At 58.5% G+C, this 17,344-nt stretch carries 13 protein-coding genes and 7 tRNA genes; 4 read left to right on the top strand and 16 right to left on the bottom strand.

Features of this window, described 5'->3' with window-relative positions; genetic code table 11:
• Positions 1–10: 10 nt before the first annotated feature.
• From OXH74_RS16945 to OXH74_RS16905, 9 genes are all read right to left on the bottom strand, one after another.
• Entirely contained in the window at positions 11–550 is a 540-nt protein-coding gene (locus tag OXH74_RS16945) for a TetR/AcrR family transcriptional regulator (RefSeq protein ID WP_375738009.1), read from the bottom strand.
• A gap of 181 nt (positions 551–731) precedes the next feature.
• Positions 732–807: transfer RNA gene (locus OXH74_RS16940), tRNA-Glu, on the bottom strand.
• A gap of 63 nt (positions 808–870) precedes the next feature.
• A tRNA-Ala gene (locus tag OXH74_RS16935) sits at positions 871–946 on the bottom strand.
• 44 nt (positions 947–990) lie between these two features.
• Positions 991–1,066: transfer RNA gene (locus tag OXH74_RS16930), tRNA-Glu, on the bottom strand.
• Positions 1,067–1,129: 63 nt separating this feature from the next.
• Positions 1,130–1,205, bottom strand: a tRNA-Ala gene (locus tag OXH74_RS16925).
• Positions 1,206–1,250: 45 nt separating this feature from the next.
• Positions 1,251–1,326, bottom strand: a tRNA-Glu gene (locus tag OXH74_RS16920).
• 40 nt (positions 1,327–1,366) lie between these two features.
• A tRNA-Ala gene (locus tag OXH74_RS16915) sits at positions 1,367–1,442 on the bottom strand.
• A 144-nt stretch (positions 1,443–1,586) separates the two neighbouring features.
• Positions 1,587–3,068 (bottom strand): glutamate--tRNA ligase, encoded by a 1,482-nt coding sequence (gltX, locus tag OXH74_RS16910; protein ID WP_375738008.1) that lies wholly within the window; start codon positions 3,066–3,068, stop codon positions 1,587–1,589.
• 25 nt (positions 3,069–3,093) lie between these two features.
• Positions 3,094–4,014 carry a LysR family transcriptional regulator gene (locus OXH74_RS16905; protein WP_375738007.1) on the bottom strand — a complete coding sequence of 307 codons (921 nt, stop codon included), beginning with the start codon at positions 4,012–4,014 and terminating at the stop codon, positions 3,094–3,096.
• Between the two features lie 108 nt (positions 4,015–4,122).
• On the opposite strand from OXH74_RS16905, the gene OXH74_RS16900 reads away from it, so the two are divergent.
• Positions 4,123–5,169 carry an HlyD family secretion protein gene (locus tag OXH74_RS16900; RefSeq protein WP_375738006.1) on the top strand — a complete coding sequence of 349 codons (1,047 nt, stop codon included), beginning with the start codon at positions 4,123–4,125 and terminating at the stop codon, positions 5,167–5,169.
• A gap of 49 nt (positions 5,170–5,218) precedes the next feature.
• Positions 5,219–6,718 carry an MDR family MFS transporter gene (locus OXH74_RS16895; protein WP_375741636.1) on the top strand — a complete coding sequence of 500 codons (1,500 nt, stop codon included), beginning with the start codon at positions 5,219–5,221 and terminating at the stop codon, positions 6,716–6,718.
• 234 nt (positions 6,719–6,952) lie between these two features.
• Here OXH74_RS16895 and uvrB read toward each other — a convergent pair whose 3' ends face one another.
• Positions 6,953–8,968 carry an excinuclease ABC subunit UvrB gene (gene uvrB, locus OXH74_RS16890; protein WP_375738005.1) on the bottom strand — a complete coding sequence of 672 codons (2,016 nt, stop codon included), beginning with the start codon at positions 8,966–8,968 and terminating at the stop codon, positions 6,953–6,955.
• Between the two features lie 184 nt (positions 8,969–9,152).
• On the opposite strand from uvrB, the gene OXH74_RS16885 reads away from it, so the two are divergent.
• Together OXH74_RS16885 and OXH74_RS16880 are read left to right on the top strand one after the other, a co-directional pair.
• Positions 9,153–10,349 carry an amino acid aminotransferase gene (locus tag OXH74_RS16885; RefSeq protein ID WP_375738004.1) on the top strand — a complete coding sequence of 399 codons (1,197 nt, stop codon included), beginning with the start codon at positions 9,153–9,155 and terminating at the stop codon, positions 10,347–10,349.
• Positions 10,350–10,420: 71 nt separating this feature from the next.
• A tRNA-Asn gene (locus tag OXH74_RS16880) sits at positions 10,421–10,496 on the top strand.
• Positions 10,497–10,685: 189 nt separating this feature from the next.
• Here the strand turns inward: OXH74_RS16880 and OXH74_RS16875 are convergent.
• From OXH74_RS16875 to OXH74_RS16850, 6 genes are all read right to left on the bottom strand, one after another.
• Entirely contained in the window at positions 10,686–11,009 is a 324-nt protein-coding gene (locus OXH74_RS16875; RefSeq protein WP_375738003.1) for a ComEA family DNA-binding protein, read from the bottom strand.
• A gap of 55 nt (positions 11,010–11,064) precedes the next feature.
• Entirely contained in the window at positions 11,065–13,068 is a 2,004-nt protein-coding gene (locus tag OXH74_RS16870) for a polysaccharide biosynthesis protein (RefSeq protein ID WP_375738002.1), read from the bottom strand.
• A 145-nt stretch (positions 13,069–13,213) separates the two neighbouring features.
• Positions 13,214–14,233: a glycosyltransferase family 4 protein gene (locus tag OXH74_RS16865; RefSeq protein ID WP_375738001.1), complete on the bottom strand. Its 1,020-nt coding sequence runs from the start codon at positions 14,231–14,233 to the stop codon at positions 13,214–13,216.
• On the bottom strand, positions 14,230–15,192 hold the full coding sequence (locus OXH74_RS16860; protein WP_375738000.1) for a UDP-glucose 4-epimerase family protein: 963 nt from the start codon (positions 15,190–15,192) through the stop codon (positions 14,230–14,232). The genes OXH74_RS16865 and OXH74_RS16860 overlap by 4 nt, the downstream gene beginning before the upstream one ends.
• Positions 15,193–15,202: 10 nt before the next feature.
• Positions 15,203–16,336, bottom strand: coding sequence for a non-hydrolyzing UDP-N-acetylglucosamine 2-epimerase (gene wecB / locus OXH74_RS16855; RefSeq protein WP_375737999.1), 1,134 nt, complete (start codon positions 16,334–16,336; stop codon positions 15,203–15,205).
• Complete coding sequence (locus tag OXH74_RS16850) at positions 16,329–17,339, bottom strand: polysaccharide biosynthesis protein (protein WP_375737998.1); 1,011 nt, start codon at positions 17,337–17,339, stop codon at positions 16,329–16,331. Before OXH74_RS16850 ends, wecB begins: the two co-directional genes overlap by 8 nt.
• Positions 17,340–17,344: the final 5 nt, after the last annotated feature.

The following is a 17,344-nucleotide window of genomic DNA, read 5'->3' as shown; positions in this document are numbered from 1 at the left end:
ACTCTGCTCCTCAGATGACCGCCGACTTGGCGGCACGCAGCACTCGATCAGACAAATCGCCCGCCCCCAGGGCTCGGGCCAGGGCCAATCCCCCTACCATGAGGGCAAGATCTGCCAAGGCCTTGTCGGCATCCTCGGGCCGGTCGCACATCTGCGCGCTCAGTATTTCGAGGTGCTCAGCCAACAAGGCTCGGTAGGTATCCGACAGCTGTGGCAAGGCGCCCAGGGTGCTGGGCAACGGACAACCCGCATCAGTGGCATCACGGTGCTTGCGCGACAGATAGAAGCTGGCGGCCAAGGTGCGGCGCTCGGAGCCGGACAGGGCCGGGTCGATAAGCGCCATCAGGTCGCGACGCTTACGCAGGAGCTGGTCGAAAACCTCCAGCATCAGCGCATCCCGGCTCGTGAAGTGAGCGTAGAAGCCACCCACGGTAAGGCCGGCAGCATCCATGACCTCTGCAACGCCAGGCTGTTGCGGCCCCCGTAGTAGTAGCGCAGAAGCTGCAGCCTGGAATATTCGTTCACGCGTCAGAGCTTTCTTATCCTTCATGATCACGCCCTTAGTATTTCGATAGTAATATTACGCACGTAATACAAATTAACAAGGCATATGACAACCGCCCGTCGCCAACCGACAATCGGAACCGAATAGAAAAAGCAGGGGATAAACAAAAGGGCCACCCCATGACGGAATGACCCTTAAAAAGCCCGCAGTGCGGGAAATCAGAATATGGCGTCCCCTAGGGGACTCGAACCCCTGTTACCGCCGTGAAAGGGCGGTGTCCTAGGCCACTAGACGAAGGGGACGAAACCTTCTAACAATAGGTGCAGCACTCAGCCGACCCATTGTGATGCGTGGCGCATCGAATTTGGTGGAGCTAGACGGGATCGAACCGTCGACCTCTTGCATGCCATGCAAGCGCTCTCCCAGCTGAGCTATAGCCCCGAATTGCTTCGGCTGCACAGAACAGAGTCCGTGCGACTGGAATATGGCGTCCCCTAGGGGACTCGAACCCCTGTTACCGCCGTGAAAGGGCGGTGTCCTAGGCCACTAGACGAAGGGGACGAAACCTTCTAACAACAGGTGCAGCACTCAGCCGCCCCATTGTGATGCGTGGCGCATCGAATTTGGTGGAGCTAGACGGGATCGAACCGTCGACCTCTTGCATGCCATGCAAGCGCTCTCCCAGCTGAGCTATAGCCCCGAATTGCTTTCGGCTGCACAGGACAGAGTCCGTGCGACTGGAATATGGCGTCCCCTAGGGGACTCGAACCCCTGTTACCGCCGTGAAAGGGCGGTGTCCTAGGCCACTAGACGAAGGGGACGAAACCTTCATACCTTTTCATGACCCACCCCATGAAGGAGTGGTGGAGCTAGACGGGATCGAACCGTCGACCTCTTGCATGCCATGCAAGCGCTCTCCCAGCTGAGCTATAGCCCCGTCACGAGGACGGGGCGCATATTAGGGGCGCCCCATCCCGCTGTCAACAATATTTTTCCTACAGGTCGAACTTTTTTATTTGAAAGAACAACCACTTACCCACTGCGACCGGAACGAGGCCTTAACACCCCGGCCGCACAACCATCAGGCGATTGAAGCGAGCAGCTTCTCCCATTCCTTGGTTTCCTTCTTCGAAACGCCACCCAGCAGCTCGATGGCCTGGCGCAGACGGAAGCGACTGAGGTCGGCACCGAGGATTTCCATCGCATCCAACACGGAAACCGAGCTCGCCTGTCCAGTGATGGCCGGAAACATCAGCGGCATGACGTCACGCAGCTTGATCTCCAGATGTTCGGCAACAGCCTGGATGCACCCAGTGATGCGGTCCTTTTCCCACTGACGCAGCGACTCGAGCTTCCAGAGCACCAACTGCATGACCTGGCGTACCTGATCAGGGCTGAGCTTCTTGTGCTCGAACAGTTTCGCATCCAGTTGAACGCCGCCGGAGAAGAAGAACCCAGCCAGCGGAGCGATCTGACTGAAGGTTTCCACTCTCCCCTGCACGTGGGGTGCAATCTTCATCAGGTACTCGGGGTTGAGCGCCCACTTCTGCACTTGAGCAGCAAAGCGCTCTACCGGCAGCTCACGCAGCCATTGGCCATTGAGCCAGGAGAGCTTCTCAAGATCGAAGATCGGCCCACCCAGCGACACGCGCGACAGGTCGAAGTACTCGACCATCTCCGCCAGGGAGAACTTCTCGCGCTCATCGGGCATCGACCAGCCCATCCGACCCAGGTAGTTGAGCATGGCTTCCGGCAGATAGCCCATACGCTCGTAGAACGTGATCGAGGTCGGGTTCTTGCGCTTGGACAGCTTGCTCTTGTCCGGGTTACGCAGCAGCGGCATGTAGCAAAGCTTGGGCTGCTCCCAGCCGAAGTATTCATAGAGCTTGATCAGCTTGGGAGCGGACGGCAGCCACTCTTCACCACGCAACACATGGGTGATGCCCATCAGATGGTCGTCGACCACGTTGGCGAGGAAGTAGGTAGGCAGGCCATCGGTCTTCATCAGCACCTGCATGTCCATGCGATCCCATGGGATCTCGACATCGCCACGAAGCATGTCCGGCACCACACAGACACCTTCGCTGGGCACTTTCATGCGCACAACATTGGGCTCACCAGCGGCAATGCGCTGCTCGACCTCAGTTTGCGGCAGATGCATGCAGTGGCCGTCGTAGCGCGGAGTTTCCTTGCGCTCAGTCTGCTCCGCACGCAGCTTGTCGAGGCGCTCAGGCGTGCAGAAGCAATGGAAGGCGTGGCCCTTGTCGACCAGCTCCTTGGAGTACTGCTTGTAGATTTCACCGCGCTCGCTCTGCCGGTAAGGACCGTGCGGGCCACCGACGTCCGGGCCTTCATCCCACTCTATCCCGAGCCAGCGCAAGGCATCATAAATCTGCTGCTCCGACTCACGGGTGGAGCGCAGCTGGTCGGTATCTTCGATCCGCAGGATGAATTGACCGCCGTGCTGGCGCGCGAAACACAGGTTGAACAAAGCGATGTAGGCGGTGCCCACGTGCGGATCGCCGGTGGGCGACGGCGCGATACGGGTACGGACGGTGGTCATGGTTACTCTCGAAACTGAGGATCGATCAAAGGCGCGATCTTATCAGGCTGGCCGCTTCCGGCTCCAGCAAGTGGCCTTCCTGGACGGGCAGACTGCGCATGAGGAAGTCGAGGAAGGCCTTGACCTTCATCGCCTGAAAGCGCCTGGACGGGTACACAGCATAGACTTCGCCGCTAGGTAGGCGGGCTTCGGGAAGTAACTCGACCAACTCCCCACGCTGCACGGCAGAGTCGGTGAACATCAGCGGTAGCGCCGCAATCCCGGCCCCTGCCAGCACCGCCTCACGGGCGAAGGTGATGTTGTTGCAGAACAGCACGCGCTGGCACGGGACGCTGACGCCCTGAATGGACCAGTAGCGCTGCGAGTCCTGCGGCAGCAACACAGCACGATGACCCGCGAGGGCTTCCACTGTTCGTGGCGTGCCGTGGGCAGCCAGATATGCGGGGCTGGCGCAAAGCCGGCGCCCGCTCTCGAATAGCTTGCGCGCAATCAGCGTTGAGTCCTGCGGCTGCCCGATCATGATGGCGATATCCACGCCCTCCTCCAGCGGATCTACGTTACGCGAGGTGATCTCTACCTCTGCCGTGATCTGCGGGTACTGCCGCATGAAGGTGCCCAGCACCTTGCCCAGGAACAACTGGCCGAACTCGATCGGCGCCGTCACCCGCAACAGACCTGAAGGTTCCTGCTGCAACTGCATCACTGCCTGCTCGGCCTCGGCAAAGTCGAGCATGATCTGCCGACAGCGCTCGTAATAAGCCTGCCCCACTTCCGTCAGGCGCAACTTGCGGGTAGTCCGATTGAGCAGGCGAACGCCCAGGCGCTCCTCAAGCAGGGCGATGCGCCGGCTCACGGTGGATTTCTGCATGCCCAAGCTCTGCGCTGCCAGGGTGAAGCTGTGGCACTCCACCACGCGAGTGAAGATCAGCGCATCATCAAGCCCCATTATTGTTCCCCATAAGCAACAAAGTTTCCGAAGTGTACTGGCTACTTGCGGGCAAGGAACACTGCTAGATTCGCAACATTCTGAAAAGAGTTCGAGCCTGATTTCGCCATGCCCGCCAAATTGCAACGCCGCCTGTTCATCTTCATGGCATTGGTGACGATGGTCGCTACCGGCCTCTTCCTCCACTGGTTGTTGATCGGTCGTTTCGTCGAGAGCACTGACAACGCCTACGTGCAGGGCGAAATCACCCGCATCTCCAGCCAGCTCGGCGCGCGCATCGACCAAGTCCTGGTGAGCGACAATCAGACGGTCAAGGAAGGCGACCTGCTGGTCCGACTGGAAGCCGACGACTTCAAACTGGCCCTGGAGCGTGCCCGCGCGCTGCTCGCCACCCGCGAGGCGGAACTGGCCCAGGCGCAGAGCAAGCTAGTACAGCAGGCCAGCACCATCGCCGCCAGCCAGGCTGATGTCGCTGCCAGTCAGGCCACGCTGGGGCGCGCCCAAATCGATCTGTCTCGCGCCCAGGCCTTGCGCAAGCCGGGATTCGTTTCCGAGGAGCGCGTTACCACCCTCTCCGCCGACTCCCGCGTGGCCCGCTCGCAAGTCGCCAAGGCCGAAGCAGACCTCAAGGCACAACGTCAGCAGGTGGACGCGTTGAATGCCGAGGTCAAGCGCCTGCAGGCGCAGATCGCCAACGCGCGCACGGACGTGGCTCAGGCAGCGCTGAACCTGGCCCGCACCGAAATCCGCTCACCAATCGATGCTCGTGTGGGTCAACGTGCCGCCCGAAACGGCCAATATATACAAGTTGGCGCCCATCTCCTGTCGCTGGTGCCAAATGAAGACATCTGGGTCCAGGCCAACTTCAAGGAAACTCAGATCAGCCATATGCAGGAAGGCCAGAAGGCTGAACTGATCTTCGACAGCTTCCCTGACACCCCGATCGAAGGCCGCGTGGATAGCCTCTTTGCTGCATCCGGCGCCCAGTTCAGCCTGCTGCCACCAGATAACGCCACCGGCAACTTCACCAAAGTGGTCCAGCGCATCCCGGTTAAGCTGACATTCGCCGCCGATAACCCGCTCAAGGGCCGCATTCGCCCAGGCATGTCCGTCACGGTCAAGGTGAGCCTCAAGGCCGAAATCCATGGCGGCTGATGCCCTGATCCGCGCGACCGGTGAGCCAAGCCGACGCGACTGGATCGCCGTGATGAGTGCCATGCTCGGCGCCTTCATGGCAGTGCTGGATATCCAGATTACCAACTCCTCGCTCAAGGACATCCAAGGAGCTCTATCCGCGACCCTGGAGGAAGGCTCGTGGATTTCTACCTCCTATCTGGTGGCGGAAATAATCATGATTCCCCTCACCGCCTGGCTGGTGCAGCTACTCTCGGCGCGGCGCCTGGCGGTCTGGGTGTCCATAGGCTTCCTCGCCTCTTCCCTGCTTTGTTCCCTGGCCTGGAGCCTGGAAAGCATGATCGTATTCCGCGCCATGCAAGGCTTCACCGGTGGCGCGCTGATTCCCCTGGCGTTCACTCTGACTCTGATCAAGCTACCAGAGCATCATCGAGCCAAGGGCATGGCGCTATTTGCCATCACCGCCACCTTCGCCCCGTCCATCGGCCCTACGCTCGGCGGCTGGCTGACCGAGAATTTCGGCTGGGAATACATCTTCTACATCAACGTGCCCCCGGGCCTGCTGATGATCGCCGGGCTGATGTACGGACTCGAGAAAAAGGCACCGCACTGGGAATTGCTGAAACGCACTGACTACGCCGGGATCGTCACCCTCGGCCTGGGACTTGGCTGCCTTCAGGTTTTCCTCGAAGAGGGGCACCGAAAGGACTGGCTGGAGTCATCGCTGATCGTTGGGCTCGGCAGTGTTGCGCTGGTCAGTCTGATCCTGTTTGTCATCCTGCAGGTATCGCGCCCCAACCCGCTGATCAACCTGGGGATACTGCGTAACCGCAATTTCGGCCTGTCGAGCATTTCCAGCATCGGACTGGGGATGGGGCTGTATGGCTCGATCTATGTGCTTCCACTCTATCTGGCGCAGATTCAGGGGTACAACGCGCTGCAGATTGGCGAAGTCATCATGTGGATGGGCGTTCCTCAGCTCTTTCTCATTCCGCTGGTGCCCAGGCTGATGAAAGTGGTGCCGCCCAAACTTCTATGCGCCCTGGGTTTCGGCCTGTTCGGCTATGCCAGCTTCGCATCCGGAGTGCTCAACCCCGACTTCGCCGGCCCGCAGTTCAATCAGATCCAGATCATTCGCGCCCTGGGCCAGCCGCTGGTGATGGTGACCATCTCGCTGATCGCCACTGCCTACATACAGCCACAGGACGCCGGTTCCGCCTCGAGTCTGTTCAACATCCTGCGAAACCTGGGCGGGGCAATCGGCATCGCGCTGCTCGCCACCCTGCTCGACAGCCGCGCCAAGATCTACCTCGACTACCTGCGCGAGTCCTTGGTGCCGACTAATCCGCAGGTGGCCGAACGCCTGGCATTGCTGACCGAAAAACTTGGCAGCGAGCAGGCAGCCTTAGGCAAGCTCAGTGAGATGACACATCAACAAGCCAGTATCATGGCCTACAACGACGCGTTCCACTTTATCGGCATCGCCCTCGGCATAAGCATGCTTGCTGTGCTGCTCACCCGCTCCCTGCCGGCGAGCAACGTCGCCAACGCCAGCGCCGCCGCGCATTGAACAGCTGAAGCCGACGGTAATGCCATTTACATCTGAAGATCGCCGCGTTTGGGTTTTTGCGCCATCAAACACGGTTTAGCCGAGGCGCGCATCCCTAGCGGGGGCGAGAGGCAGTGTTTTTTGCAGGGGCCAGCTTGCTGGCGAATGCGGTCATCTTCGCCAGCAAGCTGGCTCCTACGGGAATGCTACCCACGCAAGAAGAACGCTGCTTGTCCCGCCGGGAACGTGCATGCGTCAGACCTTCAATAGCCGCTCACGCAGCTTCTGGATCTCATCTCGCAGTTGCGCGGCCGCTTCGAACTCCAGATCGCGCGCCAGTTGGAACATCTTCTCTTCCATCTGGCGAATGCGCTTAGTGATCTCGCTCGGCGAGCGCAACTCGTTTTCGTAGCGTGCGCTTTCTTCTGCCGCCATGGCCATGGCCTTGCGCTTGTTGCTGCGCGAACCGGGAACGGTGGCGCCCTCGAGGATGTCCTGGATGTCCTTCTTTACCCCTTTCGGCACGATGCCGTGGGCTTCATTGAAGGCTACCTGCTTGATCCTCCGTCGCTCGGTCTCGTCGAGGGCCCTCTGCATCGATCCTGTGACATTGTCCGCATACAGGATTGCCCTGCCGTTCAGGTTGCGCGCCGCGCGGCCAATGGTCTGGATCAGGGAGCGCTCGGAGCGCAGGAAGCCCTCCTTGTCGGCATCCAGAATCGCCACCAGGGATACCTCGGGCATATCCAGGCCTTCGCGCAGCAGGTTGATTCCAACCAGCACATCGAAAGCCCCAACGCGCAGATCCCGAATGATCTCGACCCGCTCGACGGTATCGATGTCAGAGTGCAGATAGCGCACTTTGACGTCGTGGTCAGCCAGGTAATCCGTCAGGTCCTCGGCCATTCGCTTGGTGAGGGTCGTGACTAGAACCCGCTCTTGCATAGCAACGCGTTTGCGAATCTCGGACAACAGGTCGTCCACCTGCGTAGTCGCCGGCCGCACCTCCACCTCCGGGTCCACCAGGCCCGTCGGCCGTACCACCTGCTCAATTACCCGCCCAGCGTGTGCGGCTTCGTAAGGGCCAGGCGTCGCCGAAACGAAGATGGTTTGCGGACTGATCGCCTCCCACTCATCAAAACGCAACGGCCGGTTATCCAACGCTGACGGCAGCCGGAAGCCGTACTCCACCAACGTCTCCTTACGGGAACGGTCGCCCTTGAACATGGCACCCACCTGGGGAACCGTGACGTGGGACTCATCGATAACGAGCAGGGAATTGGCCGGCAGGTAGTCGTACAAGGTCGGCGGCGGTGCACCTGCCTCACGACCGGACAAGTAGCGCGAGTAGTTCTCGATCCCGTTGCAGTACCCCAGTTCCAGAATCATCTCCAGATCGAACCGCGTGCGCTGCTCCAGGCGCTGTGCCTCCACCAGTTTGTTGGCATTACGCAGCTGCTCGAGGCGATCCTTGAGCTCATCCTTGATCTTCTCGACCGCATCCAGCAGGACTTCGCGAGGAGTTACGTAGTGGCTCTTGGGGTAGAAGGTGAAACGGGGCAGCTTGCGTATGACCTCCCCGGTAAGTGGATCAAACGCCGCAAGGTTCTCCACTTCGTCGTCGAACAACTCGACACGGATGGCCTCGAGGTCGGATTCAGCAGGAAAGATGTCGATCACATCCCCCCGCACTCGGAAGGTCGCCCGAGCGAAGTCCATGTCATTGCGGGTGTACTGCAGTTCGGCAAGGCGACGCAGCAGCGTCCGCTGATCGATTCGATCGCCGCGATCCAGATGCAACACCATCTTCAGGTAGGAAGCGGGGTCGCCAAGGCCGTAAATGGAAGAAACAGTGGCGACGATGATTGCATCAGGCCGTTCCAGGAGCGCCTTGGTCGCTGAGAGTCGCATCTGCTCGATATGGTCGTTGATCGACGCGTCCTTCTCGATATAGGTATCAGAAGAAGGTACGTAAGCTTCTGGCTGGTAGTAGTCATAGTACGAAACAAAGTACTCGACCGAGTTGTTCGGGAAGAAAGAACGGAACTCTCCATACAGCTGCGCAGCCAGAGTTTTATTCGGTGCCAGCACCAACGTGGGGCGCTGAACCTGGGAGATGACATTGGCAATGCTGAAGGTCTTGCCCGAACCCGTCACACCCAGCAGGGTCTGGTGTGACAGACCTGCCTCAAGCCCTTCCACCATCTGACGGATGGCCTCGGGTTGGTCGCCAGCAGGCTGGAAGCGGGTGACCAGTTGGAACTCCGACATGCTGACCTCGACAATTGGATGTGACACCTGCGCGCAACCGGCGTCATACCTAGCGAAAAGCTTGCAAGCGTTATCGCCGCAGGCGACCTGGGCCGCTATAATACCGGCCCGATTGCGCAACCCCTAGCGCACTTCGCTCGGGGTTGCATTCCTACCTCACTTTTCTCCTCCGAGCTGCCGCATCATGAGTCTCTTTTCTGCCGTCGAAATGGCTCCGCGCGATCCCATCCTGGGCCTTAACGAAGCATTCAACGCCGATACCCGGACGACCAAAGTCAACCTGGGTGTAGGCGTCTACTACAACGAGCAGGGCCGCATCCCGCTTCTGCGCGCTGTAGCTGAAGCCGAGAAGGCCCGCATCGAGGCCCACGCTCCGCGTGGCTATCTGCCAATCGAGGGTATCGCGGCCTATGACCAGGCGGTACAGAAACTGCTGTTCGGTGCTGACTCCGAATTGCTGGCCCAGGGCCGAGTCGTCACCACCCAGGCCATTGGTGGTACCGGCGCACTGAAAAGCGGCGCCGACTTCCTCAAGCGCCTGCTGCCTAACGCAGTTGTCGCCATCAGCGACCCGAGTTGGGAAAACCACCGTGCCCTGTTCGAAGCTGCTGGCTTCCCGGTCCAGAACTATCGCTACTACGATGCCGCGACCAATGGCGTAAACCGCGCCGGCCTGCTGGAGGATCTGAAGAGCCTGCCAGCACGTTCCGTCGTGGTACTGCACGCTTGCTGCCACAACCCGACCGGCGTCGACCTGACCATGGACGACTGGAAAGCCGTCCTGGAAGTCCTGCGCGAGCGCGAGCACGTTCCGTTCCTCGATATCGCCTACCAGGGTTTCGGTGCTGGCATTGACCAGGACGCCGAAGCCGTTCGCCTGTTCGCGCAGTCCGGCCTGCCCTTCTTCGTCTCCAGTTCCTTCTCCAAGTCCTTCTCGCTCTATGGTGAGCGCGTCGGCGCGCTGTCCGTGGTCACTGGCTCGAAGGAAGAAGCTGGCCGCGTGCTGTCCCAAGTCAAGCGCGTCATCCGCACCAACTACTCCAACCCGCCCACCCACGGTGCCACCGTGGTTGCCTCCGTGCTGAACAGCCCGGAACTGCGCGCCATGTGGGAGGAAGAACTGGGTGAAATGCGTCATCGCATCCACAGTATGCGCCTAGCCATGGTCGAGCAACTTGCCACCAACGGTGCCAAACGCGATTTCAGCTTCGTCGCCCGCCAACGCGGCATGTTTTCCTACTCCGGCCTCACCGCCGAGCAGGTTGAACGGCTCAAGAACGAGTTCGGTATCTACGCTGTCAGCACCGGTCGTATCTGTGTCGCCGCGCTGAACAACAACAACCTGGAAAGCGTCACTCGCGCCATCGCCCAGGTGCTCTGAAAAAAAGCGAGGAGAAGCTCAAGCCAGGCGCTTGACTTCTCCTTTCTAATCAGTAAGATACGCGCATCAGATCCGCGATAGCTCAGTCGGTAGAGCAAATGACTGTTAATCATTGGGTCCCTGGTTCGAGTCCAGGTCGCGGAGCCAAATTAGAAAGCCCTCAGCATTTGCTGGGGGCTTTTTATTTGGAGCTCTGGGACTCTCCCTAGGGACTCCTTGGGCCACACTGGCGCGCTCGTCCTGCACCATCGATACCGGCGGAATCAGTCCCAGACCAAAACGGTGTTGCAAACAAAAAAGCCGGCCTCAAAGGCCGGCTTTTCCGTGCACGTACTATTAATCGATGCGCAACCTGTCGCGGTTCTTCTCCAGCGTCTTCGCTCCGATCCCCTTAACTTCCAGCAAATCGTCCACCGAAGCAAAAGGGCCATTTTCATCGCGATACTGAACAATCGCCTTAGCTTTCGTCTCCCCAATCCCTATGAGCCCCGCCTGCAACGCAGCAACATCTGCCGAGTTGAGGTTGATTCGGGCCGACTCAGCGGTAGTCGCAACCGCCACCTCCGCAACCGGTTCCTTGGCAGCCATTGCTGCAGGTACCACACCCGCGAATATCGCTGCCAGCGAGAAAACCAGCGAAGCAATCCTGATACGTAACATCTCAAACGCTCCTTGTCTAACAATGGAAGGACGGCCTATGCCGCCGTACCACAAGCTAGCTTCGGGAGCTTGCAGCCTCAATGCGACGTTGCTGATGAATCCAGTCAACAATTTCTTCTTCTGGCGTGTAGCCGTTAACAGTTTCTCGTAGGATTTGACGCACCTTCAGGTAATCATCAGCCTCGACTGCCTTGAACAAGTCCGCAAGCACGTGCTTGAAGGCATCCCAAGCCAAGTGCTCCTCGTTAGCCCGCATAATCATCGGGTGCTCGGTAGGACTGACGTTATCTCCGATGAGGAGTTCCTCGTAGAGTTTCTCCCCTGGACGCAGGCCGCTGAACTCAATCGCGATATCCCCCTTGGGGTTACTCGCAGAACGAACAGTAAGGCCAGACAGGTGAACCATCTTCTCTGCCAGCTCGGCGATCTTTACTGGCTGCCCCATGTCTAGAACGAAAACGTCCCCGCCCTGCCCCATCGAGCCAGCCTGAATGACCAACTGTGCGGCCTCAGGAATGGTCATGAAATAACGGGTGATGTTCGGATGCGTTACCGTGACCGGCCCCCCACGCTTGATTTGCTCGCGGAAAAGTGGAATCACTGAACCAGAGGAACCAAGAACGTTGCCGAATCGGACCATGGTAAAACGGGTCTTGTTGACCCGATGCAACGAAGGGTCATCCCCCATCAGCACCGGAGCAGACTCCAGACTGAGCGCTTGCAGCACCATCTCCGAGAGACGCTTCGTACCGCCCATGACGTTGGTAGGGCGGACAGCCTTGTCAGTGGAGATCAATACAAAGTTATCAACCCCCGCCTGAATAGCTGCTTGCGCCGTATAAAGCGTCCCCATCACGTTGTTGACGACACCCTCGGCGATATTGTGTTCAACGATCGGCACATGCTTGTATGCCGCAGCATGGTAGACCGTGTCGACGTTCCACGTACGCATTACATCCTGCAACCTGGACATGTTCCGGACCGACCCGAGAATGGGTACAAGATGCACGTTGTGCGCCTCACGGGACATTCGCTGCTCAAGCTCGATCTGTATGTTGTACAGGTTGAACTCGCTGTGCTCGAACAACAGCAAGGTCCTGGGTCCGCTTCCTAAAATCTGGCGGCACAGCTCAGAACCGATCGAACCACCGGCACCGGTCACCATGACCACTTTGCCACGGATGCAACGTTCGAAAAGCTCTTTACGTGGAGGAACAGCGTCACGCCCCAGCAGGTCAGCAATGTCGACCTCCTGGATATCGTCCACCTTGACTCTACCGCTGGCGAGGTCCATGAATCCAGGGATGCTGCGAACGTGCAGCGGGTAGCGCTCCAGTTCAGCCAGAATTTCCCTACGACGCTCCCGGGAAGCGGAGGGAACTGCCAGCAGGACTTCCTGGGCCCCGGTTTGCTCAATCATCTGCTGAATGTGCTTGGGCTTGTAGACTTGCAAGCCGGCGATAATGCGCGTGGCAATATTGCTGTCATCGTCGATGAATGCCACCGGTCGCATTGAACGCCCCATGCGCAACGCAGCAACCAGTTGATTCCCTGCAGCCCCTGCGCCGTAGATAGCGACACGCGGGAAACCGTCGGCCGTACTGACAAACGGCGCCTGGAGTGTTGCTGAGAACCAGTCGCCCAGAAAATACTGACGCATCACCAGACGAAGCCCGCCTACCATCACCAGGCTCAACCACCAATAGTTGAAAACCAGAGACCGAGGAATCACTTCCGGCGCATCTCGGTACCAATAAATAGCCAGCGCCAGAAGAAGCGCGGACAAGGTTACAGCCTTTGCGATCGCTATCAGGGCATCATTGCCGAAATATCGCATTACAGCCCTATACATTCCGAATCGAATGAAGAGCGGAATCGACAGCAAAGGGGCGACGATGAACAACCAAGAGTGCCCGCCGAAGGGATGGACTAGTTCATCGCCCCCCAGACGGACGACAAAAGCGAACCACAGCGCACCCCAGACGAGGAACACGTCGACTGCAACTTGCAAAAGCCGCTTGTATCGACGCGGAAGCCGCAACAACCACTCGCGCAACATCTTCAAGGTTCCTTATCCCAAATTCATCTAGACCAACCTGGGCCTCTCAATGAACAAGCCTCAAAAACGAGGCAATTCAACACTGCATCTCTGGCGCGTTGACATAAAACACAGCACTCAATATTCAAACGAATGCTCGGAACCGCTATGCCGGAATCTCTTGCTTACCCGCATTGAACCTGACTGCCAACATCGCCAGCGGAGCGTAGGCCAACAGAAGCCCCAGTACGCCATCGATACCGCCCACCGCTACCCAGCAGGCCAAAGGCACCAGCCAGAATATGTTGATAGCCCCCACAACCAGCGTCACCGGCAGATGGCGTCCAAACAACCGCGAAGCATGTTGATAGGCATGACTACGATGAGCTTCGTACACCTTATCCCCTCGCAATAGGCGACGTAAGAGTGTCCATGTGGCGTCCACGATGAAAACACCCAACAAAATCAGCCAGCACCAAAGCAACTGAGGATCTACCCAGGCTGCCTGCAGGGAAAGCGCACCCAGGGTAATGCCCAAAAAGCCGCTTCCGGCATCGCCCATGAAAATCTTTGCGGGAGGGAAGTTCCAGAACAAGAAGCCACTGACAGCAGCCCCTAGTAACAACGGGAGCAGCATGAGATGTGATTGCCCAAGAAGGTAGTAAAGCAACGCCCCCCCCAGGCAGACAGAGATCGCCTCCACACTAGCAATGCCGTCAATACCATCCATGAAGTTGTAAAGATTCAACAGCCAGACGAGAAAAAGGGCACCCAATAGGTAGCCGAACAGACCCAAATCTAGAACAACTCCGAAAAACTGCAGTTCCGGAATGCCTCCCACTAGCCAGAGCACCCATCCGGCACCGATGAAATGCGCCAGCAGTCGCCAACGAGCAGCGATATGTCCATGGTCATCCAGAAAACCGACCAGAGCAACCCAAGCCCCTCCCCCCAGCAGTGCCCACATCGCTGTGCCACTCAGCCCCTGAGTCAGGAAAAGCAGCGGCAGGGAAACAAGAAAGCAGACCACAATTGCTATCCCCCCACCTCTGGGCGTCGGGACGGAATGTGAACTACGTGAGTTGGGGACGTCCATTAAACGTCGGGCCAGAGCGTAGCGACGCAGTCCGCCAGTCAAGATGAGAGAGCCGAGAATTACGGCGGGCAGTAACCACCAAATTGTCATTTCGCTTGATGTTCCAAGAAATGCTGAGCGGCCTTCTGGAGGGACTCATCGACACCAAATGGCGGAGTCCACCCTAGAAGAGCGCGCGCTTTGTAGATATCGACCTGCAAAGAGCCACAGAGCCGGTGGGAAAACGCCCGCTTCCCCAAAGCTGCTGCTCCCAATTCAAGCACCCAGACCGGCACCGGCAGCAACCTGGCAGATTTTCCCATCGCCTTGCCCATGCGCCGAAGGAGTTCACTGGTAGAGAGGTCTTCTCCGTCACTCACGAGAAATATCTCGTTCGCCGCGCCCGGGTGATCGATGCAAGTCACAATCAGATCAACGAGGTTGTCCAGCGCAACAAGACTACGTCGGTTATTAATAGCTCCAAGAGGCAATGGAATGCCTTTCTGCAACCATCGCATCATGCTCAGGAAATTGGCCCTGACGCCGGGTCCGTACACAAGCGGCGGGCGAATGATAACTACCTCCATGCCCGTTGCCTCCGCCAGCGATTTGAGCTGGATCTCAGCCTCGAGTTTGGAGACACCATAAGGATCCGCCGGTGCAGGTTGGTCATCGGCTTGGTAGGGCCTGGATGGAGACGTACCTTCACCATTGACCTTGATCGAACTGATAAAGATGAAGCGGCGAACGCCGGCTTCCGCCGCCTGTCGAGCGAGCGTGAGGGTTCCCTCGACGTTGACCTTGCGAAACTCGTTTATCGGATCAGCCGCAATCTCGTTCATGACATGGACGCGCGCGGCCGCGTGAATGACAACACTCACGCCGTCGAGGGCTTGGCGCCAGTCCGTATTGCCATCTATTCCTGCTATCGTCGCGGTAGAAACAACGCCGGGCAGACCTGGAACCGGCCGCCGCAAGGCAGCAACGAGATGGACATCTTGTGCCGAGGCCAGTCGTTCCAGAACCGCGCGCCCGACAAAACCCGTCGCTCCGGTCAACAAAACACGCATTCGAGCACCTCTACAGCGAGCCCTTGGACCAGACCGTGCGGTTGATATAGTCCGTATAACTCAAGACAACCCTGACTACCTGCTTGGAGACTGGCCCCGCTTGATAGTCCCTGACCACCGGAATGACCCGCGCGTGGCGATCGTACTGGCTGGTGATAACTCGTACCGCATCCAGAACCCGCTCGGCTTTCAGGCCGCTCATGATCAGTGTCCCCTCATCCATACCTTCCGGTCGCTCGTGGGCGTTGCGGATTGTGATGGCCGGCAGATTCAACAGCGAAGCCTCTTCGGTAATGGTGCCGCTATCTGACAGCACGCAGAACGCAGACATCTGGAGCTTTATGTAATCAAGCAACCCAAAGGGTTTGACGAAACGGATCAACGGATGGTCCAGCGACTCACCCAACGCTTCCAGGCGCTTGCGAGTTCGCGGATGCGTCGAAACTATGATCGGGTACTGGTAGGTATCAGCCAGCGCGCGCAAAGTTGCCAGAAGGTCCCGCAGATTCTCCGGGGTGTCCACGTTCTCTTCGCGGTGGGTGCTGACGATGAAGAATTTGCCTTCCTCGAGCTTTTCTCTGGACAACACAGTCGAGGCCTGGATACGCGGCATGTAGTAGTCGAGTACTTCCTCCATGTGCGAGCCAGTCTTGATAATTGTCTCAGGGCGGATGCCTTCCGCAATCAGGTATCGGCGCGCATGCTCGGTCAACACCATGTTGATGTCGCTCAAATGATCCAGCACCTTGCGATTGAGCTCTTCGGGCACACGCTGGTCGAAGCAGCGGTTGCCGGCTTCCATGTGGAAGACCGGGATCTTGCGGCGTTTGGCGGCGATCACGGCGAGACAGGTGTTGGTATCGCCGTACAGCAGCAGCGCATCGGGTTTCTCCAGGTCCAGCACCTCGTCGGCCTTGGAGATCACTTCGGCGATGGTTTTGGCAGCGGTCTCGCCAGCTGCCCCCAGGAAATGGTCGGGCTTGCGGATCTCCAGGTCATCGAAGAAGACCTGATTCAGTTCATAGTCGTAGTTCTGGCCCGAGTGGACCAGGACATGGTTGACCTGCTTGTCGAGCTCGACAATCACGCGGCTCATCTTGATCAGCTCGGGCCGGGTACCGACCAGGGTCATCACCTTAAGCATTGAGTTCTCCCTGGATGTAATCCAGCTTAAGCAGCAGTTCCTTGATGCCAGGGACATCCAGGCGCTCGGTATTGTGCGAGGTGTAGTCGTCAAGTTCGGAGATATGGGTCTCCCCTTCGACAAAATACTTCTTGTAATTGAGGTCGCGATTGTCCGCAGGAATGCGGTAGTAGCGGCCCATATCCTCGGCCTTGGCCATCTCCTCGCGGGAGATCAGCGATTCGTAGAGCTTCTCGCCATGGCGCGTGCCGATCACCTTGACTAGGTTGTCACGCGCGAACAGCTCCTTGAGCGCCTGGGCAAGATCGGCCACGGTGGAAGCCGGCGCCTTCTGGACGAAGATGTCGCCCTGCTCAGCGTGCTCGAAGGCATGCAGCACCAGATCAACCGAGTCTTCCAGAGACATCAGGAAGCGGGTCATGTTCGGGTCAGTGACGGTCAGAGGCTCGCCGCCTTTGAGCTGATCGATGAACAGCGGGATCACCGAGCCCCGCGAGGCCATCACGTTGCCGTACCGGGTCGCACAGATGACTGGGCCGCTCTCGGGAATGAGGCGGGACTTGGCGACCATGAGCTTTTCGGCCATTGCCTTGGAGATACCCATGGCGTTGATCGGATAGACGGCCTTGTCAGTGGAGAGCACGACTACGCGCTTCACACCCGCAGCAATGGCCGCATTGAGCACGTTCTCGGTTCCGATGACATTGGTCTTTACCGCTTCCATCGGATAGAACTCGCAGGACGGCACCTGCTTCAACGCCGCTGCATGGAAGATGTAGTCGACTCCGACCATGGCGTTGGACAGGCTGTCGTAGTCACGCACATCGCCGATGAAGAATTTAACCTTGTCGTTGGCCAGCGCGATGCGCATGTCTTCCTGCTTCTTCTCGTCGCGACTGAAAACACGGATTTCCTTGACGTTGGTATCCAGGAAACGCTTCAGCACGGTATTGCCGAACGATCCGGTACCACCGGTAATCATCAGGACCTTGTCATCAAACATATCTG

The organism is Metapseudomonas boanensis, assembly GCF_042232855.1.
In the GTDB taxonomy this organism is placed as follows: domain Bacteria; phylum Pseudomonadota; class Gammaproteobacteria; order Pseudomonadales; family Pseudomonadaceae; genus Metapseudomonas; species Metapseudomonas boanensis.
The sequence above is the reverse complement of the archived record's forward strand: the minus strand, read 5'-3'. Positions and strand labels throughout refer to the sequence as shown.